Raw genomic sequence first — 23,140 nt, forward strand, 5'->3', positions numbered from 1 at the left:
TTAACTCTCCTCTTTATTCGGTAATTTCAATGATGTCTGGATCATTGTGATTGACTTGACCTGATGCCTTAATATTTACAGACTGACCTTCTTGAAGGTTCGTAAAGACAATTGGCGTTACGATGGATGGAGCATTTTCTTTCACGTAATCCAGATCCACTTCCATCAATGCCTGACCTTGCTTCACTTCGTCTCCCTCAGAGATCTTCGCTGTAAATCCTTCCCCTTTCAATCCGACCGTATCAATTCCGATGTGGATCAGGATTTCCATGCCGTTCTCAGCTTCAAGGCCAATGGCATGTTTTGTAGGGAATACATTTAAGACTTTACCATTAATCGGTGAAACAATATTACCATCTTCCGGCTCAATTGCAAAGCCATCGCCCATCATCTTACCGGAGAATACTTGATCCGGAACTTCAGTGATTGGCATGATCTTTCCTTTGATCGGACTTACGAATTCCAGTTCACCTTCAGTGACCGGTGCTTCTGCAGCTTTTTCAGCGTTCTTCATTTCAGATGCATCTTCTCTTGATCTAGGTGTTTTACCATCCATGATGTCTTGCATTTGGCCACGCAAGGTATCAGATACAGGTCCGAAAATGGCCTGAATGTTGTTCCCGACTTCCATTACACCGGAAGCGCCAAGTTTTTTCAATCGATTTTTGTTCACATCGTTTTTATCATTAACGGAAACACGTAGTCGTGTGATACATGCATCCAAGTGGTCGATGTTCTTTTGTCCACCCATTGCTTCAAGAATTTCAAATGGAAGATCTCCGACTTCGCCGTCTTCTTCTGCATCTTCTGCTTCATCTTCACGTCCAGGTGTTGCCAAGTTGAACTTGAGGATCGCCCAACGGAATCCGAAGTAATAGACCACAGAGAATACGAGACCAACGATGATGACCCACCACCAGTCGGTACGGTTAGGAAGAACTCCGAATAGAATGAAGTCAATCAGACCACCAGAGAATGTCTGTCCAATTTTAACTCCAAGAATCTCCATAATCATAAAGGAGAAACCAGCAAATACAGCATGAATCGCGAACAATAGTGGCGCAACGAATAGGAAAGAGAACTCAATTGGTTCTGTGATCCCTGTCAAGAAAGATGTCAAGGCTGCAGAAGCCATGATTCCTCCGACCACTTTTTTACGTTCAGGTTTTGCTGTGTGATAAATCGCAAGGGCAGCAGCTGGAAGACCGAACATCATGAATGGGAATTTACCAACCATAAATGTTCCTGCAGTGAATTCAACTCCGTCTCTCAACTGTTCGAAGAAAATCGTCTGGTCACCACGGATCACCTCACCAGCAGCATTGGTGTAAGAACCAAATTCAAACCAGAATGGTGAATAGAAAATGTGGTGCAGTCCAAACGGAATCAAGGAACGCTCAATTAAACCGAAGAAGAAAGCGGAAATGGTTTGATTTCCTTCCAACATCAAGTGAGAAAGAGCATTCAATCCTGTTTGAGCAAATGGCCAAACCCAAAGCATGATGATCCCTAAGAAAAGGGATGTAAAAGCAGTGATAATTGGCACGAAACGCTTCCCGGCAAAGAACCCGAGAAATTGCGGTAATTCGATATTGAAGAACCGGTTATACAGCGAAGCTGCCAAAATACCGACAATAATACCACCAAACACTCCTGTTTGAAGCGTCGGTATACCGAGTACTTCCGCATAGGCAGGATCTGAGGTCATGTCGGCGTCAACATTTCCAAGTACCCCCATAACCACGTTCATAATCAAATAACCAATAATGGCAGCAAGACCTGCTACCCCGTCTCCTTTCGCTAATCCGATGGCAACACCGACAGCGAAGAGCAACGGTAAATTCGCAAAGACAATTCCCCCGGCTTCAGCCATTACTTGCAGCAGTGTCTGAACCCAAGGTGTTCCGAAGAATGGCACTTTATCAACAAAGTTGTCTTGAGCAAAGCTTGTACCAAAAGCTAGAAGAATACCAGCCGCAGGCAAAAGTGCGACGGGAGTCATCAAGGCTTTACCGACTTTTTGCAATGTGCCGAAAGCATTCTTGAACATTATGTTTTCCTCCTTTTTATTTTGTGACGCTAGCCTCTGGCCCCATAAAATCCATTTGTCAGAAAAATAAAACGTTTTCAACAAAAAGGGAACGATAAGCGTCCATTTGAGGACGCCGAGTATGGATAATAGCTGATCCTGCGATTTTCAGCAGGACAATAAAAAAGCATGAGCACAAGAGGTGAGTAGGTTCCATAAGGATAGTCCTACCCCTATGATAACCACTTCACCTTCATGTACTCATGCCTGATCGTGTCAGTAACACGTACGTTTTAGGTTTTATGGGTTAAACGCTGCAAATGGATCGTCAAATAAATCGCTTCCGACTCATCTACAGGCTTATTCAGTTGCCGTTGCATCACTTTTATCAGTTTCCATGCTAAATTATAGCACACTGGATATTCTTCTTTCAACATGTTTGCTAAACGAATTTCATCTCCCACGTGCTCCTCTTGATAAACACGGTCGATGGCTCTGTGCAAATGCTGGACAAGTCTATGGTAATCCACACTCTTTTTATCAATTTGAACGTCCATCGTATCCTCCACAAGCTGAACGAGATGTGTGATGAGCTGGTTGTGGCGGTTGAGCTCTCTTAACGTCTTGTCCGTTACCGCACTGTGGATATGGAGAGCGATGAATCCTACTTCCCCTTCTGGAAACTGGATGCCCATTTTATCGTAGATCATCGTCACGACTTCCATCGCAATTTGATATTCCTTCGGATAAAGGGATTCAATTTCAAGTAAGAATGGATTGGAGAACTGAAGATCCTTTTTTGCTCGATTGATAGCGAATGCAAGGTGATCCGTCAGCGCAACGTGAATATGCTGATTGAGCTCTTGTCCCATCCGCGATTCGACGTGATGGAGGATATCACTCATGAAGTCAATCAAATTCTCGTCGATGTATGGCAATAAACTTACATATTGCTCTTTTTCCTGTTCATTACTCAGCAAAAATGTCTTGTCGGCTTTTTCAGAAGAAATTTCGTCTCCCTTCTTCCGGTTAAAACCGATTCCTTTCCCAATTAATACCACTTCTTCATAAGTTGGGTGGGAAGCAATGACTACATTATTATTGAGCACTTTTTTTATCTTTATCTGCTTTTCCATAATGGTCCCCCACTTAAATAACACTAAAAGCGTTTTCAATCATCTCATAACTTCTATCCTATATTTGATTTGTTTTTTTTACAAGTGGAAGGCTAAGGAATAAGCTTTCCTCTTTGTCTGAAAGCGATTACGTCGTGTACAATCATTTAGGTGCTGGGAAAACGCCCTGCACGGAGAGGAGATGAATCAATGATTAAACTATTTGTCACAGACCTTGACGGTACCCTTCTTGGAGAAGATCATTATATTAAAAACGAAGATATTGATGCATTGAAGCGAATGGTGGAAGAGGGTCCACCTCTTGCGGTGGCCTCCGGCCGTATGGACCATGAGATTATCGAGGTTCTAAAGCGCGTAGGTGTAAACGGTCACCGCGTCAGTCAAAATGGAGCGTTTGTGTTCAACGATGAAGATACACAAATCCACGCCAAAACGTTTGAATCCGAACTAGCCCAACGAATCATTCAGACGATCGACCAAGAACCAATGATAAAAACAGTATCTACAGCAGATGAAACGTTCACGAAAGAATCGAACGCTTTCGTGGATATGATTTCTGAACAGATGTTTCACGACATCATCGTCAAACCTGAATTGAATGAACAGGTCGGACAAACGATTATCCCTTCAAAAATTGCCTTGCACGGGAAAGAAGCCGATGTCATGAAAGCTGCCGAAAGAATTAAAGAAATGTTCGGAGAGGAAATTGACAGCTTCATTTCTCATGAAACATGTGTCGATATGATGCCTAAATCGATCAACAAACAAAGCGGACTCAGGCAGTTAATTGAAGGCCTCAGCATTCAACCTGATGAAATCGCATGTGTTGGAGATTCTTTTAATGACGTGAGCATGTTTGAAATGACTCCTCACAGCTATGCGATGTCTACTGCTCATGATCAGGTGAAGGAAAAAGCAAGTGCGGTTGTCGATCATGTACATGAGGCGATTGAGGACTTGGAAAAAAAAGGGCTTTTGAGCAAAAAAGAACAAGCGGCTGACGTTTAAGTCAGGCGGCTTGTTCTTTTTTATTCCTTTATATTTTCGTCAATAAAACGATCAATTAGATCAAATGTGAAACCTTTCCTATAAAGGCCAGACTTAACTTTCTGCTTCAACTCATATCCTTCAACTTTGGACTGAAATTTGCGAAGCAGTTTTTCCCCCTGATAAACGACCGCTTCCCATTCTGCGTCCTCATCTTCATCTTCCGGTAAGTTAGCAATCACTTCCTGGATAACGTCTCCCTGGAATCCTTTTTGCATCAGCGTCTGCTGTACGTTTTGAACTTGTTGACGGTAAGATTTTCGCCCATCATTCCTCAGTTTCTTTTCAGCAAATTTCATCGCTTTTTCAAATTGCTTATCAAAAGAATAATGAGTGATAGCTTCATCCGCTTTAACTGCAGACACCCCTTTATCCAATAATTCTTTTTTCAATAAAAGCGGCCCTTTGCTCGAAGTCATGATTCGTGTCCTCACAAGGGAATTCGCGAACTCCTGGTCATTCAATAACCGTTCCTTGTTTAACCGTGAAATGATCTCTTCAATGTGCTCAGAATCGGTCTCTTTGTCTTTTAAATAATCCCGGATCTCTTTTTCTGAGCGCATACGATAGCTTAAATAATTGATCGCAAGGGTATAGGATTTGTGAAGCGTATCGGTCTGAATCAGCGCGTTAATCAGTGCCTCGTCCAGTTCCATGTTTTTCTGAAGACGATATTTCACAAGGACTTCTTCATCGACACTGAATCCGTACTCTTCCCCATTTCCTTTATCCAGGAAGATATTGTATCGACTTTTATGTTTTTTTTGTGTCGTAATTTTCGTAAGTTTAGCCATCCGCTTCACCTCTTTGACCATATTTTATCATGGAATTCGACTGCCGTATCGTCAAAACGAACCAAATGGAGTAAACTATTGACACCCTCACGCAGATAGGAGGAATAAACATGAACATCGCCATTACAGGAGGTACTGGTTTTGTTGGTACTCAATTAAAAGAAAAGCTGGTACAAGAAGGGCATGACGTGTACATATTGACACGGAGTCCGAAGAAGTACAAAGACACGGATCAAGTGACTTATGTCGGTTGGTTGAAAGAAGAATTCCATCCAGAACAAGAACTCCCTATTCTTGATGCCATTGTAAACTTAGCAGGAGAATCATTGAATAGTGGACGTTGGACAGAGGAAAGAAAGCAATCGATTTTGGAAAGTCGAATCAAATCGACAGAAGGCGTATTGGATTTGATCGATGCACTTTCAGAAAAGCCAGAGGTGCTCGTTAACGCTTCTGCTGTAGGTTATTACGGCCAATCAAAGACCAAAACATTCACAGAAGAAACCACCGAACCCGGAAATGATTTTCTAGCAAATGTCGTGGAGGAATGGGAAGCCCGCGCTTCACAAGCAGCCGAAAAAGGAGTGCGAACGGTTTATGTCCGCTTCGGCATCATTTTAGGAGAAGAAGGCGCGCTCCCGAAAATGATCCTTCCCTATAAAATGATGATTGGTGGCAATTTAGGTTCAGGAGAACAATGGATGTCCTGGATCCATATCGATGATGTGGTCGGAATAGTTCATTTTGCAATCGAAAATAAAAATATTCACGGCCCTTTAAACGGGACAGCCCCCAATCCGAAAAGAAACAAAGATTTTGGGCAGACACTAGGAGAGGTGCTGAATCGCCCCCATTGGATTACAGCTCCTTCCGTTGCTATGAAAGTAGCATTAGGAGATATGAGCACCCTTCTTTTAGATGGACAATGTGTCATTCCTAAAAAAACGACGGCTTCTGGGTACACCTTTCATTATCCGGATCTACAACCTGCCCTATCATCTATCTTAAATAAATAGAAGATGTTAAATGTGGGTTTTACTTTTTCATATAACGGATATTCTACGTAATGATTCATCAGCCGTCTGCTGAATCATTACGTATGAACATTTTATAGGGGCGATTACACATATGAGAATAGTAAGATCCCCCTGAACAAGGTAACTAAATCTAAGGAGGACCTTTAATGTCGTATACTGTGATTACGGGAGCAAGTTCTGGAATCGGTTATGAGTCAGCTTTGGCTTTTGCAAAACGAGGAAAAAACCTTATCCTTACAGCCAGACGAGAGAAAAACCTTGAAGAGTTAAAATCGAAAGTCACTGAAATGAACGCAGAAATTGACGTGATCATCATGACAGCAGACTTAGCTGAAAATGAGGAAGTATATAATTTTTATGAGCGAACAAAAGAGTATGAAGTTGAAACTTGGATCAACAATGCCGGTTTCGGAAACTTCGATTTGATTTCACATCAAGAACTTCCAAAAATTGAAAAAATGCTTCGTTTGAATAATGAAGCATTGACGATCCTATCCTCCTTGTATGTGAGAGATTATGCAGATCAAGAAGGAACACAATTGATAAATGTTTCTTCAGGTGGAGGATACACCATTGTCGGTGGTGCCGTTACCTATTGCGCCACGAAGTTTTTTGTGAGTGCTTTTACTGAAGGACTTGCTCAGGAGCTTCAAGCTCAAGGCAGCCCTATGCAAGCGAAAGTGCTGGCACCAGCGGCAACCGAAACGGAATTTGCAGAAAGGTCTATGGATGTCGATCAATTCAGCTATGAAGAAAACATTCCACAATTCCACACAGCCCAAGAGATGGCTCAATTCATGCTTGATCTTTATGATAGCGATAAGGTGGTAGGAATTGTTGACGGGGAAACCTATGAATTTCACTTGAAAGATCCCCTCTATCCTTACGTGAATAGAAACAGAAAATAAAAACAGATTGAAATCATGGATACACAGTCCGTCCTGATCAGTTTTTTATCCTAGGTCTTGTTAGACATGGAAACTCAAAATCGAGTCTTCACCTATCCATCCATCTTAAATAAGTAAAAGTTCAATGAGCAAAGCTTAGCTTTGCTCATTTTTGTTATCCAAAAGGCTTTTTTAAAGTATAATAATTGTATATTGAAGGGAAAGGCTGTATGTCTATGAACACAGTTATAAAAAATGTCCATATCCACCCCATCACATCTCCTTCTATTAAAAATGGATGTGTGCATGTGATCGACGGAAAAATACACGATTACGGAGAAAGCATTGAGTTACCGAAACAAGCAGAATTCATTGATGGCAAAGGCTTGGATCTATACCCTGGATTCGTTGATGTCCACACTCACCTTGGCCTTTACGATGAAGGGACCGGTTGGGCTGGCAGTGATGCAAATGAAACGATCGAGGCCGTTACCCCGCACCTGAGAGCAATTGACGGGGCCCACCCTCTCGACCCTGCGTTTTTTAACGCGAGAAAAGCTGGCGTTACCACAGCTCATATTATGCCCGGGAGCGCAAATATGATCGGTGGTACAACCTCTGTTATTAAAACCGTCGGCCATACGATCAACGATATGATCCTCAGACAGACGGCCGGCCTTAAACTCGCTTTAGGAGAAAACCCTAAACGGATCCACTCCCAGTCTAAAAATGCTTCCATAACGAGATTAGGAATTATGGGAACATTAAGGGAGACCTTCTATGCAGCCATGAAAGATCCAGAACCCGACCTCCGTGTAAAACCAATTCTTCAAGCATTGAATAAAGAAATACCAGTAAGGATCCATGCCCATAGAGCGGACGACATCATAACAGCCATACGCCTTGCGGACGAATTCGACCTTGATTTGCGAATTGAACATTGCACAGAAGGACATTTAATAGCGGATCAACTTGCAGGCAGAGAATTACAAGTCTCAGTCGGACCAACATTCACAAGAGCCTCCAAAATCGAGCTTAGAAATAAAACATGGCAGACGTATAAAATCTTGCATGATCACGGAATCCGCGTCTCCATTACAACCGATCACCCTTATACACCGATACAATACTTGAACATATGTGCAGCACTCGCAGCCAGAGAAGGTCTTGAAATCGAGGACGCTCTTCGTGGGATCACCATCACCCCTGCCAAGAACCTTGGTGTCGATGACAGGGTCGGTTCAATTGAAAAAGGGAAGGACGCCGATCTCGTATTATGGAGCGGACATCCATTCGAATATCTGTCTAAACCCATTTGGACGATGATTGACGGAAAAATGGTATATTTCCAAGAATAGTGAAGCACTCTAACACCGGAAGGATTTTCCGGTGTTTTTCTATGTTCTCAAAAAACATATGGAGCATAGCAAAAGGTTTGAAAGTTGTACAAGGGGTGTATATGATGGATATACAAAACTTGTACAAGAGTTTCATAACGCGTTGTGAAGTACCCCATTGTAGAAATTGCCGTTCCAGTGACCGGCATGACCGGCAATGGATATAAAAAATTTAAGGAGTGGGAACATGAAAAAATTATTTTCTTCATTAGCTGCTATTGTTTTGATTTTGGGACTCTTCGCACCTTCTGTGTTGGCTGACAGCCATGACCAGAACGCTATGGTCCGCGTTCTACACGCATCGCCTGATGCCCCTGCCGTTGACGTCTATTTGAATGATGAATCTGTTGTTGAAGGTGCAGAATTCAAAGCAGCTACCGATTACTTGGAAGTGCCGGCCGGTGAACATACTGTAGAGATTTATGCAGCTGGAACAAAAGGTGAACAAGATCCTGTCATTTCTACCACAGTAAATGTAGAAGCAGGCATGGCTTATACAGCTGCAGCGATTGATAACTTAGAAAATATTCAATTGAAGGCCATCCAAGATTCTATGGAAGCAACGGAAGGCATGGCCAAAGTCCGTGTCGGTCACTTCATTCCTGGTGCACCAGCCGTTGATGTAGGTCCAATTGGTGGGGATGCTTTATTCTCAGGTGCTGAATTCCCAATGGTCACTGATTATATGGAAGTTGATCCAGGTTCCTACGACCTTGAAGTACGTACCACAGATGGAACACAGTTGATTGACCTTTCAGGTACGAACCTTGAAGCAGGAAAAGTTTATAGTGCTTTCGCTGTTGGCACAGCAGATAACCCAGAAGTATTACTTCTTCAAGACTCTGCTGCAATGCCGACAATGATGCCTGCGACTGGATTCGGCGGAACAGCTGATTCCACTTCGAACGCTTGGATGTATGCAGCTCTTCTAGGTGTTCTAGCCATGGGTGCTGGCTTTATGCTTACTCGTAAACGTTCAGAAGCGTAAGAATGCTAAGAAGACTTTTCCCTTTAGCCCTGGGTCTCCTCGTATTTTTCATCAGTTTCCATTGGCTGAATGAAGATCCTGCAGAGGAATCCGGGGTTCTTTCTACATCTGAAACCACACGCACCCAAGATGTAGGAATTAAAAAGGAATCTTTAGTCCCCGATCAATTAGAAAAAGCACCGATTGAACAAAATTACACTCCGGCTGTTAAGGCTTCTTCCGAACAATATGGCATCACACCTGAACGGATTCACATTCCTTCAATTGATGTGGATGCTTCAATCAAGGCTCTGGGTTATACACCGGAGGGCGGTATGGCGGTTCCAAAAACCTTGGTCGATGTCGGGTGGTTTGAACCAGGAACGATGCCTGGGAGTCAAGGAAATGCGGTCATTGCAGGACACGTGGATGGCAATAGCGGACCAGCTGTTTTTTATGACCTTAAGGATTTGAAGCCAGGGGATGAAATCCATGTTTATGATGATCACATGAAGCTTACCTTTGAAGTAAGCAGAATGGAATCCTATCCTTACGAAGATGCCCCAATCAGGGAAATCTTCGGTCCCACAAATTCACGCGGATTAAATCTCATCACTTGCACTGGAGCGTATGATAAAGGTGCCTCCACTTATTCAGAGAGATTGGCTGTATTTTGCGTTTTGACAGATCGGCAGAAACTATAAAAATTTGTAAAAAAATCCACGTCCATTTTACAAAGTTTTTATTCACTTTTTCCTCGGAGTGGATTATTATAAGTTTAGATGATATTTTATAAGCTTTTGGTGTAGGGAAGGCAAATGGTGCGCCACCAGTATTGACACTGGTTCTAGTGGGTTCGATTCCCACCCCGAATTTTTGTGAGCAATTGATAAAAATTCGAGGGTGGTCCGAACCGGCCAGTGAACGCCTATTTCCTATGCGTTTGGATCACCCTCCTCATTCAAGGAGGGATTTTTTATGCTAAAAAAGCGTGATTTACATGACGCCCCGGTTTTATTTGAGTTGATGAGCCACCCTGAAGTGTTTCCTTACGTCCGTCACAAAGCAGCTTCCAGTGACGAGTTCTACTTTTTGACCAAACAAACCATAGAAGCTGAAGATCGGGGGGAATTGGTTTCACGTACCATCCTTGATGAGTGGGGGCAGCCTATTGGCACCATCAATCTTTTTGATGTACAAAACGGAAAAGGGTTTTTAGCCACATGGATCGGCCAGCCCTATTTTGGGAAAGGGTATAATAAATTGGCGAAGGAAGCGTTTTTCGAGGAATTGTTCTTCCAGCTGAATATGGAAGCTATATTCATGAAAATCAGACGCACCAATGTCCGTTCAATGAAAGCAGCTTTAAAAATCCCTTATGTATCCAGTGGAAACGAGGCTTACCCGGAAGTACTTTCGTGGATCAACCGTACAGACGACGTCTATGACTTGTATGTCATTACAAAAGATCAATATTTGTTTCATTACTACGGAGAACAGAATGAAGAAGAAATGTTGGAAGCATAAGCAGCGCTTATGCTTCTTTTCTTTGTATGTTATTAACATTATCCACAGGGTTGTGCACAGTGTGGGTAAATAAATCAAACAACTGTTGTAGAGATGTTCTTCACTAAAACCATATGTGGGTAAAGCATTCCCGGATTATTGTTGATTATGTGGATATCCTCGAAATAATCGCACGATTACTACATTTCAGTTGTGGATAATGTATAGGAAGGTAAAGGAGGCACTTTTTTCTCTAACTCTTCCTTAAGAATCCCTTTTAAAGGCACTGAAATCTCAGGAGTTCCATGGACACCAGCAGCGACCTCAAATTTGTTGAATACGAGTACAAGGCGTTCATCCTTCACATAAAAAGCAGTGTTATCTCTTACACCAGCAAAGGGCTCTTGTAAATACGTCTCCTTATCAGCTTCCAACGCTTTCTTCACTTCTTTATTTAATCGATCGATATACACGAGGTCTTTCAACTTCTTTATTGACCCTCCTCGGTCATCTTGAAAATTGATGGAGGTGACGGTTGAATTATAGCGATTACCTCTGGATATGTGGGAGGTCATCACTACAGAATAAAAAGTCTTTTCTTTAAATACTGATGTTTCTTCATAATAAAGATAAGGGACTCCCATCATCTCCCCTGCCCCTCTCTTTACGTCTCTCAACGTATCTTCAAGCTTCTGAACGATTTGAAAATTAACGGTATCTTGCAGACCTTTACTTTCCAAATGCTCAAACCTTGGATAATCGACATGGACTTCCCAATCTTCCGTAACCTTATCTTTATGGACGATTTTATATTCGCTTTCAGCCACAACCGACTGCCCTGAAACCAACAGTGTTCCAAAAATAAATAAAACGATTGAAAAGCGCTTCAAAGAGCATCCCTCCTGTACCTTTTAGTTTGACCTAAATCATAAAAACTAAAGGGATGTTTTCAACATTATTGCCTTTTTAGACGCGGAGTGTTCATTGACAATCAAACGTAAACAAGAAAAAAGAGACGGGTGCAAATACCCGCCTCTTCCTCATTTATTCAAGGAAACTTGTGTCAACCAATCCAGTCAAGTCCGGCTTTTCTTTCAAAAATTCAAGATCATAAGAAGAATCAGCGAACTTCTGGAGATGTTCTTCATTTACATCATACGTGAAATCGATACGCTCCCAGGCACGGTCGATGACTTCTTGAGATAGTTCTTGATCCGTGATGTCTTTGATTTTATCAATAGCGATCTGTTTCGCTTCCTCTGGGTTTTCATTTATAAAGTCTGTCGCTTTTTTGTGAGCTTCTACAATGCTTTCCACCATATCAGGTTTTTCATCCACAAGTTTTTGAGAAGTAACGAACACGGCAGCTGGCAAGGTTTCACCAAAAGCAACATTCGGTGTGTCGACAAGGACTTTACCGCTTCCTTGTTCCTCTATAGAAGACGCCCAAGGTTCAGGGACAGTCGCCACATCCACATTTTTCGTCTCAAACAAACTTGCATACGTCGCTGGTTTCCCTGTGACATGCTTCATTTCTCCATCAATGCGGTCGGAAGTCAAACCGAATTCCTCTTTCATCATCGTTTCGAATTGTACATCGTGTGTACAACCTACCCTCGGAGAAACAAACGTCTTCCCTGCCAGGTCTTCCGGAGACTCAATGTCTGCTCCTTCTCTAGCCATAATCACTGTACCGCCTGTTGATCCTGCAGCAACAACATTAATTTCCGCTCCACTTGTAAAGTGGTTCATCGCTGGGCCAGGTCCTACAAGCCCCCCCTTGGATGTCACCTGTTTCGATCGCTGTCATAAACGAGGAGCCATCCGGGAAGTACTGGTATTTGACTTTTGTTCCGTCCGGCAATGTTTCAGAATACAAATCCTTCGTTTCTGCCACCATACCCGCTACGTGGTTGATATTCGGGAAGTAACCAATGGTAATTTCCTCGGTCTTGCCACCATCATCAGAATTCGCTCCTGCATCACTACCGCATGCAGCAAGCACCAGACTCATGACAGCAAGAGCAACAATGGATAACCATTTTTTCATATTCTCCTCATCTCCTATCTATGTTTTCAATAATCCCCAACGTTTCCTTACATTTCTTTCTAATTTAGAAAAGACCACTTGATCGACGACTGCACCAATGACACCAATGATAATAATAATAGCAATCACTTGATCCATACGTGCATAATCCTGAGCGTACCGTAAAGAGTATCCTAATCCAGGACCATTGCTTAACAACTCACCAGCCATAAGCGCTCTCCAACTGAATGCCCAAGCGAGCCTGAGACCTGTCATAAAATATGGAATACTCGATGGAACTTCCACTCTGAAAAACAAGGGAATCCCATTGGTCCCCATCGTCCGCGCTGCTCGGACTAATTGTGGAGGTACACTATAGATCGCCGTCCGTACGTTCAAAGCCATGACGAACGTACCGCCAAGGACGACAACAAATACAACGGCAAATTCAGAAAAACCGAAAAGCATAATAGCAAGTGGCACCCACACAATGCTCGGAATGCTCTGTAAGGCAATCAGGTACATCCCTGCCGTTTCATCTGCCTGTTTCGATTTCCCTAGCAGAACTCCAATGACAGTACCGAACAATATGGCAAGGGACAAGCCCATGAACAGGTGACGAAAACTCGCGCCCAATGCTTTAATAAAATCACCATCAGCAAACCCTTCATACAAAGCGGCGCCCACTTTAATTGGTGATGGAAATACGATATCTTCAAAGACACCAATGGAATACACCAACTGCCATAAACCTAAAACGACAACTAAAAAACCAATTCTCTTAATAGCTAGCTTCATGATGAAGTTCTTCCTTCAATACTTTATTGATTTCACCTTCCAAGAGATCCATGACCTTTCGCTCAAGTTCGATAACCCTTTCATCATCCCTCTTCCTAGGCCGAGGAAGGTCGACGGTAAAGTCCGCGATGATCCGCCCTGGCCGTGTTCCCATGACGACCACCCGATCAGATAATTTAATTGCTTCCTGAATGCTGTGAGTAACGAACAAAATCGTCTTTTGCGTCTCCTGCCAGATTCTCATCAGTTCTTCATGAAGAATATGTCTCGTTTGTTCATCGAGCGCACCAAACGGTTCATCCATAAGTAACACTTTAGGATCCATGGCAAGGGCTCTTGCAATCGCTACCCGCTGCTGCATTCCCCCAGAAAGCTCATGGGTGTAATTTTCTTTAAACCTGCTGAGGTGAACCATCTGTAAGAAGCGGTCCACTCTCTCCTCCGCCTCTTTCTTCGACCCGTGCCCTTTTAACGGAAAAAGAACATTTTCCTTTACATTCAGCCATGGAAAAAGCGACGGTTGTTGAAAGACCATCCCCCGGTCGGGTCCAGCTTTCTTGATTTCTTCTCCCTCCAACCGGATTGCGCCGGAGGTGACATCTTCCAGGCCTGCAACCATTGAAAGGAGCGTTGATTTCCCACATCCGGAGGGTCCTAGGAGTGAGACAAATTGATTTTCTTCAATATTCAAATCGATTCCAGAAAAGACTTCAAAACCGTCTCCCCCTTTACCATTGAAGGTCTTCCCAACATGATCTATGGATAAAAACAATGCGTCACACCCTTATGATTATAATTCCTATAGAAATAGTATGCTTTAATTATATGTTTAAGATTATACAGATGTTCGGAATTATGTGTCAACGATTAAATAGCAATCTTTTCTAATCGCTCCTTCCTATGTGTTAGGATGAAAAGGAAAGGTGGGATTTTCATGGATCAACTAATGTTTATTCAGACCGGAATGGGGACAGATGTCCACGGTCAAAATGTTACAAAAGCCGCTGTACGTGCAATCAAAAATGCTATCCATACAAACTCCATGCCAGGGATCCGCACTGTTTTACCAGAACAATCCTTGGATAATATGAAGATTATTGTCAAGCTTGCCCTTCCATGCGACTTCGATCAACTCGATCATGAAGAAGTGAAAAAAGCCATCCCATACGGTGAGGTGAACATTGAAGTGATGGAAGGCGGAATGTTGACAACAAGCGGAATTGTACTAGAAGAAAAAGAAGATAAGAATGACTTGATGTATATCGTGAACGCAGCTATCGAAGTAGGATATTAATAAAAAAGCCTGAGAGTATCGCCATACCCTCAGGCTTTTTCCATCAGTACGTATCTTCCGCTTCGTCCTGACTATCCATATATTTATCGTAATGTTCATTACGTTGAAAACTAACATCATCTGCACCTGTGTAACCATTCATATCTGTAGAAACAAATGGTTCGAACTCCTCTACATAACCTACGCCATCCTCGTTGTCCATCAAAGACGAATCATCATACGTCATACTGCTCTGGTTAAAGGATGCCACTTGTTCATACGCATTCTGTTCATTGTATTCCGGATCATCATGGTTCCGCCCATAATTCGCTTCTAAATCTGATAGTACACCTTCTTCTACGGGACGATCCATGGAAATATCCTGGTTGGAGGAAGCCGACGCAATCGTTCTTGCCGTTGGAATAGCTTCCAAACGTCCTTTAGGAATCTGCTCCCCCGTTTCCTCACAAATACCATATGTCCCTTTGTCCATTTGCTTAAGGGAATATTGGATATCGGACAATTCTTCTTTCAGATGTCCCAGCAAAGCAATATCCTTTTCTCTTTCGTACAATTCGGTCCCTGAATCCGCCGGGTGGTTATCATATTGAGACAATTCCCCTGAGGCCATGTCACTTGCAAAACCACGTTTCAACCCGTACTGGTCATTGTCCATTAAGCGCTGCTCAATTTCTCTTTTTCGCTCTTCCAGTTGTTTTTTATAATGTGTATAATCCATATGCTTTTCCACTCCTGATTGAATTTCCTTTTTTAGTGTGGCTCAGGCGTGAATGACCTATGCAAGAGGAGAGATATTAAACGAAATGGCAGGATTGTGGAAGACTCAGTTTCAAGGTGTTTTCTGGGTTCGTTGCCTTGTGGAGCGTCTGGGGTGGCTGGGAAGCTACTCGCTTTCCTGTGGGGGGAGTGGCAAGCTTCCTCGGGCTAAAGCCCTGCGGGATCTCGCCTATCTCCTTTCTCCCACGGGAGTCTCGCAGCTTCCCAACCACCCCTATCGATGTAAGGGAGAAACGAACCCTTGTACCAAGTTGGAGGGTCTTCCACTATCCAGCTGTTAGAGGTATAAAGCCTTCTGGATAAAGCTTTTAAGTGTTAGGGAGATGTCCCATAATTATACGAGATGACCTTTTGGTAGTGGTTTCGAGAATCTTGCATGGCAAAGGGGCGGAGGGGAATGGCGAGAAAAAGTGCATGGTGAGACCCCACAGGACGCAGTCCGAGGAGGCTCACCGCGCTCCCGCGGAAAGCGTGTCATTCCCCGCAGCCCCTATCCACTAAACAAATGTCTCGAAACTGAGTCGGCAAGGATAGGGAGCTTTTGTGGAAGGAAAAAGGAGCACTGGTGGAGTGCTCCTTTTTGGGGATTATTTTCTTAAGGCTTGGAGAAAATCTTCTTTAAGGTCTTCAATATCTTCAAGCCCAATGGATACGCGGACGAGGCCATCGGTGATACCAAGTTCAGCTCGCCGCTCTTTTGGGATAGAAGCGTGAGTCATCATCGCAGGGACTGAGATAAGGCTTTCGACGGCTCCAAGACTTTCTGCCAACGTGAAATATTTTACATTGCGGAGAACTTGATCCGCTTTCTCTCCACTGCCGACATCAAAGCTGATCATACCACCATTACCACGCGCTTGTTTTTGATGAACGTCGCTTCCTCTATGATCGTTCAGGCCTGGGTAATAGATGTCTGTCACTTCCGGGAGATCTTGGAGAAACTCTACGAATTGTCTTGTATTCTCCTCAATTTCTTCCATGCGAATCCCGAGTGTCTTGATTCCTCTCATAAGAAGCCATGAATCCTGTGGTCCCAAAACGCCACCCGTAGAGTTCAGCACAAAGTGGACATCCTCTGCCAACTGCTCACTGTTCACAACGACGAGACCAGCTACGACGTCACTATGTCCACCTAAATATTTGGTTGCACTGTGCAAGACGATATCAGCGCCAAATTCAATCGGATTCTGCCAATATGGCGTGCTGAAGGTATTATCAACGATAAACGTCAAGTCTTTTTCCTTCGCCAAAGCAGACACCTTTTCCAAATCTGTCACTTTAAGCAAAGGGTTTGTTGGGGTTTCAACGTAAATAGCTCTTGTGCGATCTGTAATCGCTGACTGGATATTCTCCAGGTCACTGGTATCAACAAAACTCGCTTCCAGTCCAAAACGGTTGATGATCTTAGATACAAGACGGTACGTTCCCCCGTACACATCATCGGTGAAAATCACATGATCTCCATGATTAAAAGTCATAAGAACAGCTGTAATGGCTGCCATACCTGATCCGAAAGCGAAACCTCTATGGCCACCTTCCAAGTCCTTGATCAATTCTTCCAATGCAAAGCGCGTCGGGTTTCCCGTACGCGAGTATTCATACCCGCGGTGCTGACCGACTCCATCTTGTTTGTAGGTACTTACCTGATAAATGGGTACACTGACAGCTCCAGTCTTTTCATCACCCGTGATTCCCCCATGGATCAGCTGTGTTTTTTTTCTCATGTCATCACTCCTCATATATGCCTTGACTTAAATATCGCTCACTACTGTCAGGAAAGACGGTTACAATTCTTGCCCCTGGCTCTGCCCTTTCAGCCTCTCTCCACGCAGCTTCAAAGGCTGCTCCCGATGAACTGGCTACGAGCAAACCTTCATTTAAAGCGAGCTCTTTTACACGGCGGAAAGCAACCTCATCTGAAATGGTATGAATCGCATCAAAATAATCAGGATTCATGTAAAACGGGAGAAACTCCATTCCTATTCCCTCTGTACGATGCGGGCCGGGTTCTCCTCCGTTTAATATGGAGCCTTCCGGTTCTACGATCACGGTTTTGACATTCTCCATTCGCTCTTTTAAATAACGGGAAGTTCCCATAAATGTCCCACCAGTACCTGCACCAGCGACGAAAATATCAATTTCTCCATTCATATCATCGAAGATCTCCGGGCCAAGAGTTTCGTAATAAGCATCTGGGTTCGCTTGATTATGAAACTGCTGCGGACTGAAGGAACCGGGAATTTCCTTAGCCAATAGATTCGCTTTCTCTATGGCTCCCTTCATTCCTTTTTCGGTAGGAGTGTTTACGACTTGAGCTCCTAAAGCTCTCATCAAGGTTTGTTTTTCCTGACTGAACTTCTCCGGTGTCACAAAAATGACGGTGATTCCTTTTCCGATCGCAGCAAGTGCGAGGCCAATGCCTGTATTTCCTGCCGTGGGTTCAATAATGGTTCCCCCCGGCTTTAACAATCCACGTTCTACCGCATCCTCAATCAGTTTTAAACCCAGGCGGTCTTTGATGCTACCGCCTGGGTTCATGAATTCAAGCTTCGCGAAAATTCTAGCTTGATTCGGGATTTCGGAATGAGTGAGTTCGATCATCGGTGTCTGACCAATTAATGATTGTATATTCTTCACGTAACCCATCGCATCCTCAACTCCCGTTATTTATTGAAAAACTTCCGTCCATTCCTCACGTTTTTCAAGTAATTCTTTTGCCAGTTTCTGAGCTCCCTCTAAGCTGTGACTCGCAGCAAATCCGCACTGAACTTCGTTGCATGCAGGAACTTCATCCGCTTCGAGCACATCCTGAAGAGTCTTCTCGATCACATTTAGCACGTTATCATAGCTGTCGTCATTGAGGATGGCAATATAGAAACCTGTTTGGCAGCCCATCGGTCCAATGTCGACAATGCGGTCATGGTGATTCCGGCTGTTTTCCGCCATCAAGTGCTCAAGAGAATGAAGGGCTGGCATTTCCATATGTTCATGGTTCGGCTGCTTGATACGAAGGTCGTATTTGTAGATCTTATCTCCCTTTTCTCCTTCTGTCACTCCTACTAGTCGTACGTACGGGGCGCTCACTTTCGTGTGGTCAAGATTAAAGCTTTCTACGTTCATTTTTGGCATGTGATCATTCTCCTTTTTTTGCCTGAATGAGCCAGGCGTATTTGTTCAGCTGTTCAAAAGTTACCTCGAATCCGTTAAGGACAAACATCTCTCTTAGTTCTTCTAGAAATGGGTAGTATTCTTCCTGCAAATCCTGTGCTAAATTTAAAAATCCTTGACTCTCCGCGGTTTTGATCAACTGTTGCTTATGTTCCTTGTCTTTAAAGATCGTGTCTATAAAAACTACTTTCCCATCATCTTCGAGACGATCACGGAAGCTCTGGATGGCTTCAACTTTCTCGCTACTCGTCAGGTGATGAAAAGCAAACGAACTGATGATGGATCGGATCGGTGTAAGAAGTTTCGGGTACTCGAGAAAGTTCCCATCATAAATAGCAGCTTCGGGACATTTCACTTTAGCAATTCTCCTCATTTCAGAGGAAGGTTCAATGCCCAGAACGACCTTATTTTGGTCGATGACCTTTCTCGTTAAATTCGCTGTACCTACTCCGAATTCCATAACCGGGGAAACGGAAAGCTTGGCTAAACGCCCCAACATTTCATCGTACCCTTCAAACACTTCACGATATTCCGGATCCTTACCTGCTACTGTATCGTCATATGAACTCGCCCATTGGTTGAATAGGTCGACGAATTCCATCCCCATAAAGTTCATCTCTCCTCATTATTTATAATTCCAATGCGTTAACTCGGAATTATGTTTATAATGTATCATATTTCAAAACTCTCCTCAATGTTATTGTTTTTTTTTGCAGTAATTTTCTAAATAAACCCACAAAAAACCAGAGTCTAGAGGGGACTCTGGTTTTTGGCTTATCTTCTTCGTTTTTTGTAGCGGGATGGTTTCTCTTCTTCTTTTTCTCTTTTTCCCGGAGAAAGCTTCTCCAAAGATCGTCTTTCTAACTTTTGTTTGATATGCTGTTCAATTTGTTTAAGAGCGGGCTTATCTTTAGGCGCGGCAAAAGTAATTGCCAACCCCTTACCTCCCGCTCTCCCTGTTCTGCCGATTCGGTGGATATAGCTTTCAGGGTCTTGTGGAATATCATAGTTGAACACGTGGGTGATTCCTTCCACATCCAGCCCCCTCGCCGCTACGTCCGTAGCTACAAGGTACTGTATTTTAGCATCCCGGAAACGCTGCATGACCTTTTCTCTTTTGGCTTGAGATAGGTCACCATGCAGCTCATCGGATTCATATCCTTTGGCAATCAGTGCATCATTCAGCTTCTTCGCGCGGCGCTTTGTTCTACAGAAAATGACTGCAAGGAATGGTCTGTGTTCACTCATAATTTGAATAAGAGCGTCTTGTTTTGCTCGATCGGTCGTTTCGTATAACAGTTGTTTGATGTTAGAGACTGTCACTTTTTCCTCTTTTACTTCAATCCGCTTTGGATTATCCGTAATTTTTTTTGCTAAAGAATGGACTTGTGATGTGATTGTTGCTGAAAACAACATCGTTTGCCTTTCTGTCCCAGACTGCCTAATTATATCCTGTACATCAGGCAGAAATCCCGCTTCCAACATTTGATCGGCTTCATCAATGACCAGTTGATGAATGTGGTTCAATTCAACAGTTTCTCGTCTTAAATGATCCAATAAACGTCCTGGTGTAGCAATAACTACATGGGCTTTTCCATTCAATTTGTTCGCTTGTTTAGCTACGTCCTGACCACCGTACACAGCTAAAACATGGGTGTCCTCATTTTTAAGCTTGTTCACTTCATGAGTAATCTGCAAAGCCAATTCCCTCGTCGGGGTGACAATCACTGCTTGAACAGCCTCCGAGGATGGATCTACTTTTTCTAAAATAGGCAAAACGAAGGCGAACGTTTTTCCAGTTCCCGTCTGAGCTTGGGCAATGATATCTTTTCCATCCATAAGGGGTGGAATTGCCTGTTCCTGTACAGGTGTCGGTGACGTAACCCCCTGCCGCTTCAGCTTTTCAGTCAACTCTCTTGATATTCCTAATTTTTCAAATGGCTTCATATATTTTTCACTACTTTCTTTAAAATTAAAATCCGACGTTTATTCCATCTAAGATCCCTTTTCTTGAAGACACCGTTTCGAGACGATTATGTGGATATAGGGGCTCCGGGAAAAGGTTCGCTTTCCATGGGGCGGGCGCTGAGCCTCCTCAGGCTACGCCTTCCGGGGTCTCATCTGTCCCACACGTCCCATAGGAGTCTCACCGTTTCCCTCCGCCCCTTTGCCATGGAAGATTCTCGAAACCACTTCTAAAATATCAGCTCGTATGATTAAGGGAAATGGATCATAAGGACCCCTCCACAGTACGTAAAAGCTTGATTCAAAGCGCTTTATACCTCAAACCAGTTGGATAGTGGAAGACCATCCAACTTGGTACAGGGGTTCGTTTCTCACTTACATCGAATGGGGTGGTTGGGAAGCTGCGAGACCTCGCAGTGCGTAGCACGAGGAGGCTTGCCGTCATCCCCGCAGGAAAGCGAGCGGCTTCCCAGCCACCCCTGACACTCAACCCTGCAACGAACCCCGAAGACTCTAGAAACTGAGTCTTACACAATCCTGCTAGTTAGTTGAATAAGGCCATTCCTTTATTGTACCTGAAAAAAAGTGGCTATGTTGGGATTCATGAAAATTGGTCGAGAGATGATTGTTCATCAAACGTACCATTTTCCATATAGTTATAAAAAGGACTGTAAAAAAGGGGGCCTCTTATGGACGTAAAAGTAAGAAGTGGTGACACGTTATGGTACTACTCGAACCTTTTCAACGTACCGTTAGCTTTAATTATAGATTCGAATCCACAAGCGGGACCGTCTTCCCTTCAAATTGGACAAACGATTCGCATACCAGGTTATGAAACAAGCCAATACCGGGTACAATCCGGAGATACCTTTTGGAAAATCGCCAGCGAGCGTCGAATCTCCCTGGATGCGATTGCATTATTAAACCCTTCCGTCAATCCTAGAATGCTTCAAATCGGGGAGGTTTTATCCCTTCCCGTCCAAGTGACCTATCGAGTCGTCGATGGAAACCGCCCTTATGACTTCAATGTACTAACTACTGATTTGAATGAACTTTACGAACTATACCCTTTTGTCAGAAGAGAGACGATCGGGAATAGTGTGATGGGAAAAGAACTTGTAGAACTTCAAATCGGGCGCGGACCGAAAGTGGTGCATTGGAACGGCTCTTTCCATGCGAATGAATGGATTACGACAGCAGTCATCATGCAATTTTTGGATGACTACTTGTTGGCACTAACAAATAAAGAGACCATCCGTGGCTTAGAAATTAATCCTTTTTACAATGAAGTGACACTCTCTATTGTTCCCATGGTCGATCCTGATGGTGTTGACCTCGTTTTGAACGGACCACCTGATGGGGAGTTTGGGGAGTTGGCATTAAGTATCAATGATGGAAACACTGATTTCTCCGAGTGGAAAGCAAATATCCGGGGAGTGGATTTGAATAATCAATACCCTGCCAAATGGGAAGTGGATGCTGCAAGGAAGCCGACATCTCCTTCACCAAGAGATTTTCCAGGCTATCAACCGTTGACGGAGCCTGAGACGGTTGCGATGGCTGAGCTTGCGGGTGCCCGTAACTTTGAAAAGATGCTTGCTTTCCACACCCAGGGAGAAGTGATCTATTGGGGATACGAGGGGCTTGAACCTCCTCGTTCCATGACGATCGTCAATGAGTTTGAGAGAGTGAGCGGCTACAAACCCATCCGTTTTGTAGATAGTTTTTCCGGCTATAAGGACTGGTTTATCCAGGATTTTCGACAACCAGGATTCACTGTAGAATTAGGGTTGGGGGTAAACCCTCTCCCCCTTGAACAGTTCGATGAAATCTATCAGGAAACGATGGGAATCTTTTTGGCAAGCTTGTATATGTAGCGGAGCATTCACTGAAAACCCCCTGCGGACTATCGCAGGGGGTGCTTGTTTTTAAAAGTCTTTTTTGTCCATATGACCATTGTGCTCTTTAATCACTTGAATCGCTCGATCGTACTCCTCTTCCTTAATTGAAAAATGAAGTACGTGGGTTAAATGCTTTTTATCAAATAGTGCGCTCTCTCGATCATGTGTAGGCGAGACGACCTCTGTAAAATTGAAGGTCCCTCCCCCTGAATTTGTTGATCCTGCTACAGGGACAACAGGAGTCATATCCACATCCTCAGGGATGGCTTCTACTGTATCCTGATCGATCGATAAGGATTGCAACGATGCTTTTGCACTTTCTGCATCATTTTCTGTGGAAAAGTAAGCTTGAACTGTTTTCGCCATGCAATCATCCCTCTCTATAAAAGGTGGTATGGATATAGTATC

Annotated in this window: 24 protein-coding genes; 9 read left to right on the plus strand and 15 right to left on the minus strand. The window is 43.6% G+C overall.

Annotated features, from left to right (window positions below):
* Window positions 1-13: 13 nt before the first annotated feature.
* Window positions 14-2,050 carry a glucose-specific PTS transporter subunit IIBC gene (gene ptsG / locus LC065_RS00220; RefSeq protein WP_226587609.1) on the minus strand — a complete coding sequence of 679 codons (2,037 nt, stop codon included), beginning with the start codon at window positions 2,048-2,050 and terminating at the stop codon, window positions 14-16.
* A 272-nt stretch (window positions 2,051-2,322) separates the two neighbouring features.
* Window positions 2,323-3,165 (minus strand): glucose PTS transporter transcription antiterminator GlcT, encoded by an 843-nt coding sequence (gene glcT / locus LC065_RS00225; protein WP_226587611.1) that lies wholly within the window; start codon window positions 3,163-3,165, stop codon window positions 2,323-2,325.
* A 189-nt stretch (window positions 3,166-3,354) separates the two neighbouring features.
* Between glcT and LC065_RS00230 the strand changes: the two genes are divergently transcribed.
* Window positions 3,355-4,173: an HAD family hydrolase gene (locus LC065_RS00230; protein WP_226587613.1), complete on the plus strand. Its 819-nt coding sequence runs from the start codon at window positions 3,355-3,357 to the stop codon at window positions 4,171-4,173.
* 20 nt (window positions 4,174-4,193) lie between these two features.
* Here the strand turns inward: LC065_RS00230 and recX are convergent, their stop codons facing one another.
* The gene (recX, locus tag LC065_RS00235; protein ID WP_226587615.1) at window positions 4,194-5,006 is read right to left on the minus strand and encodes a recombination regulator RecX; all 813 of its coding nucleotides are present in this window, start codon (window positions 5,004-5,006) and stop codon (window positions 4,194-4,196) included.
* Window positions 5,007-5,116: 110 nt separating this feature from the next.
* On the opposite strand from recX, the gene LC065_RS00240 reads away from it, so the two are divergent.
* The 6 genes from LC065_RS00240 to LC065_RS00265 all read left to right on the plus strand — a co-directional run bounded on the left by LC065_RS00240 (window position 5,117) and on the right by LC065_RS00265 (window position 10,821).
* Window positions 5,117-6,022 carry a TIGR01777 family oxidoreductase gene (locus LC065_RS00240; RefSeq protein ID WP_226587618.1) on the plus strand — a complete coding sequence of 302 codons (906 nt, stop codon included), beginning with the start codon at window positions 5,117-5,119 and terminating at the stop codon, window positions 6,020-6,022.
* A gap of 167 nt (window positions 6,023-6,189) precedes the next feature.
* Complete coding sequence (locus tag LC065_RS00245) at window positions 6,190-6,951, plus strand: SDR family NAD(P)-dependent oxidoreductase (protein ID WP_226587620.1); 762 nt, start codon at window positions 6,190-6,192, stop codon at window positions 6,949-6,951.
* Between the two features lie 215 nt (window positions 6,952-7,166).
* Window positions 7,167-8,288 (plus strand): amidohydrolase, encoded by a 1,122-nt coding sequence (locus LC065_RS00250; protein ID WP_226591567.1) that lies wholly within the window; start codon window positions 7,167-7,169, stop codon window positions 8,286-8,288.
* 226 nt (window positions 8,289-8,514) lie between these two features.
* The gene (locus LC065_RS00255; RefSeq protein ID WP_226587622.1) at window positions 8,515-9,315 is read left to right on the plus strand and encodes a DUF4397 domain-containing protein; all 801 of its coding nucleotides are present in this window, start codon (window positions 8,515-8,517) and stop codon (window positions 9,313-9,315) included.
* A 2-nt stretch (window positions 9,316-9,317) separates the two neighbouring features.
* Window positions 9,318-9,998 carry a class F sortase gene (locus tag LC065_RS00260; RefSeq protein WP_306163668.1) on the plus strand — a complete coding sequence of 227 codons (681 nt, stop codon included), beginning with the start codon at window positions 9,318-9,320 and terminating at the stop codon, window positions 9,996-9,998.
* 274 nt (window positions 9,999-10,272) lie between these two features.
* Window positions 10,273-10,821, plus strand: coding sequence for a GNAT family N-acetyltransferase (locus tag LC065_RS00265; RefSeq protein ID WP_226587626.1), 549 nt, complete (start codon window positions 10,273-10,275; stop codon window positions 10,819-10,821).
* Window positions 10,822-11,000: 179 nt separating this feature from the next.
* Here LC065_RS00265 and LC065_RS00270 read toward each other — a convergent pair whose 3' ends face one another.
* From LC065_RS00270 to LC065_RS00285, 5 genes are all read right to left on the minus strand, one after another.
* A complete protein-coding gene (locus LC065_RS00270) occupies window positions 11,001-11,690 on the minus strand; it encodes an RsiV family protein (protein ID WP_226587628.1) in 690 nt (229 codons plus the stop codon).
* A gap of 154 nt (window positions 11,691-11,844) precedes the next feature.
* Window positions 11,845-12,552, minus strand: coding sequence for an ABC transporter substrate-binding protein (locus LC065_RS00275; RefSeq protein WP_371933377.1), 708 nt, complete (start codon window positions 12,550-12,552; stop codon window positions 11,845-11,847).
* Window positions 12,521-12,850, minus strand: coding sequence for a substrate-binding domain-containing protein (locus tag LC065_RS20295; protein WP_371933378.1), 330 nt, complete (start codon window positions 12,848-12,850; stop codon window positions 12,521-12,523). The genes LC065_RS00275 and LC065_RS20295 overlap by 32 nt, the downstream gene beginning before the upstream one ends.
* A gap of 18 nt (window positions 12,851-12,868) precedes the next feature.
* Window positions 12,869-13,627, minus strand: coding sequence for an ABC transporter permease (locus LC065_RS00280; protein ID WP_226587632.1), 759 nt, complete (start codon window positions 13,625-13,627; stop codon window positions 12,869-12,871).
* Window positions 13,611-14,399 (minus strand): ABC transporter ATP-binding protein, encoded by a 789-nt coding sequence (locus tag LC065_RS00285; RefSeq protein ID WP_226587635.1) that lies wholly within the window; start codon window positions 14,397-14,399, stop codon window positions 13,611-13,613. Before LC065_RS00285 ends, LC065_RS00280 begins: the two co-directional genes overlap by 17 nt.
* Before the next feature lie 162 nt (window positions 14,400-14,561).
* On the opposite strand from LC065_RS00285, the gene LC065_RS00290 reads away from it, so the two are divergent.
* A complete protein-coding gene (locus tag LC065_RS00290; RefSeq protein ID WP_226587637.1) occupies window positions 14,562-14,921 on the plus strand; it encodes a Lin0512 family protein in 360 nt (119 codons plus the stop codon).
* Window positions 14,922-14,964: 43 nt separating this feature from the next.
* Here LC065_RS00290 and LC065_RS00295 read toward each other — a convergent pair whose 3' ends face one another.
* From LC065_RS00295 to LC065_RS00320, 6 genes are all read right to left on the minus strand, one after another.
* Complete coding sequence (locus LC065_RS00295; protein ID WP_226587639.1) at window positions 14,965-15,639, minus strand: TraR/DksA C4-type zinc finger protein; 675 nt, start codon at window positions 15,637-15,639, stop codon at window positions 14,965-14,967.
* A 646-nt stretch (window positions 15,640-16,285) separates the two neighbouring features.
* Window positions 16,286-17,422 carry a bifunctional cystathionine gamma-lyase/homocysteine desulfhydrase gene (locus LC065_RS00300; RefSeq protein ID WP_226587641.1) on the minus strand — a complete coding sequence of 379 codons (1,137 nt, stop codon included), beginning with the start codon at window positions 17,420-17,422 and terminating at the stop codon, window positions 16,286-16,288.
* Between the two features lie 4 nt (window positions 17,423-17,426).
* A complete protein-coding gene (locus LC065_RS00305) occupies window positions 17,427-18,344 on the minus strand; it encodes a PLP-dependent cysteine synthase family protein (RefSeq protein WP_226587643.1) in 918 nt (305 codons plus the stop codon).
* A 21-nt stretch (window positions 18,345-18,365) separates the two neighbouring features.
* Window positions 18,366-18,827 (minus strand): S-ribosylhomocysteine lyase, encoded by a 462-nt coding sequence (locus LC065_RS00310; protein ID WP_306163669.1) that lies wholly within the window; start codon window positions 18,825-18,827, stop codon window positions 18,366-18,368.
* A 4-nt stretch (window positions 18,828-18,831) separates the two neighbouring features.
* Window positions 18,832-19,473 (minus strand): class I SAM-dependent DNA methyltransferase, encoded by a 642-nt coding sequence (locus LC065_RS00315; protein WP_226587647.1) that lies wholly within the window; start codon window positions 19,471-19,473, stop codon window positions 18,832-18,834.
* 167 nt (window positions 19,474-19,640) lie between these two features.
* Window positions 19,641-20,813: a DEAD/DEAH box helicase gene (locus LC065_RS00320; RefSeq protein WP_226587649.1), complete on the minus strand. Its 1,173-nt coding sequence runs from the start codon at window positions 20,811-20,813 to the stop codon at window positions 19,641-19,643.
* Between the two features lie 707 nt (window positions 20,814-21,520).
* On the opposite strand from LC065_RS00320, the gene LC065_RS00325 reads away from it, so the two are divergent.
* Window positions 21,521-22,708: a M14 family metallopeptidase gene (locus LC065_RS00325; RefSeq protein ID WP_226587651.1), complete on the plus strand. Its 1,188-nt coding sequence runs from the start codon at window positions 21,521-21,523 to the stop codon at window positions 22,706-22,708.
* A 51-nt stretch (window positions 22,709-22,759) separates the two neighbouring features.
* On the opposite strand, the gene LC065_RS00330 is transcribed toward LC065_RS00325, so the two are convergent.
* Complete coding sequence (locus tag LC065_RS00330; protein WP_226587652.1) at window positions 22,760-23,098, minus strand: hypothetical protein; 339 nt, start codon at window positions 23,096-23,098, stop codon at window positions 22,760-22,762.
* Window positions 23,099-23,140: the final 42 nt, after the last annotated feature.

The sequence above is a fragment of the Halobacillus litoralis genome, assembly GCF_020524085.2.
GTDB lineage: Bacteria > Bacillota > Bacilli > Bacillales > Halobacillaceae > Halobacillus > Halobacillus litoralis_E.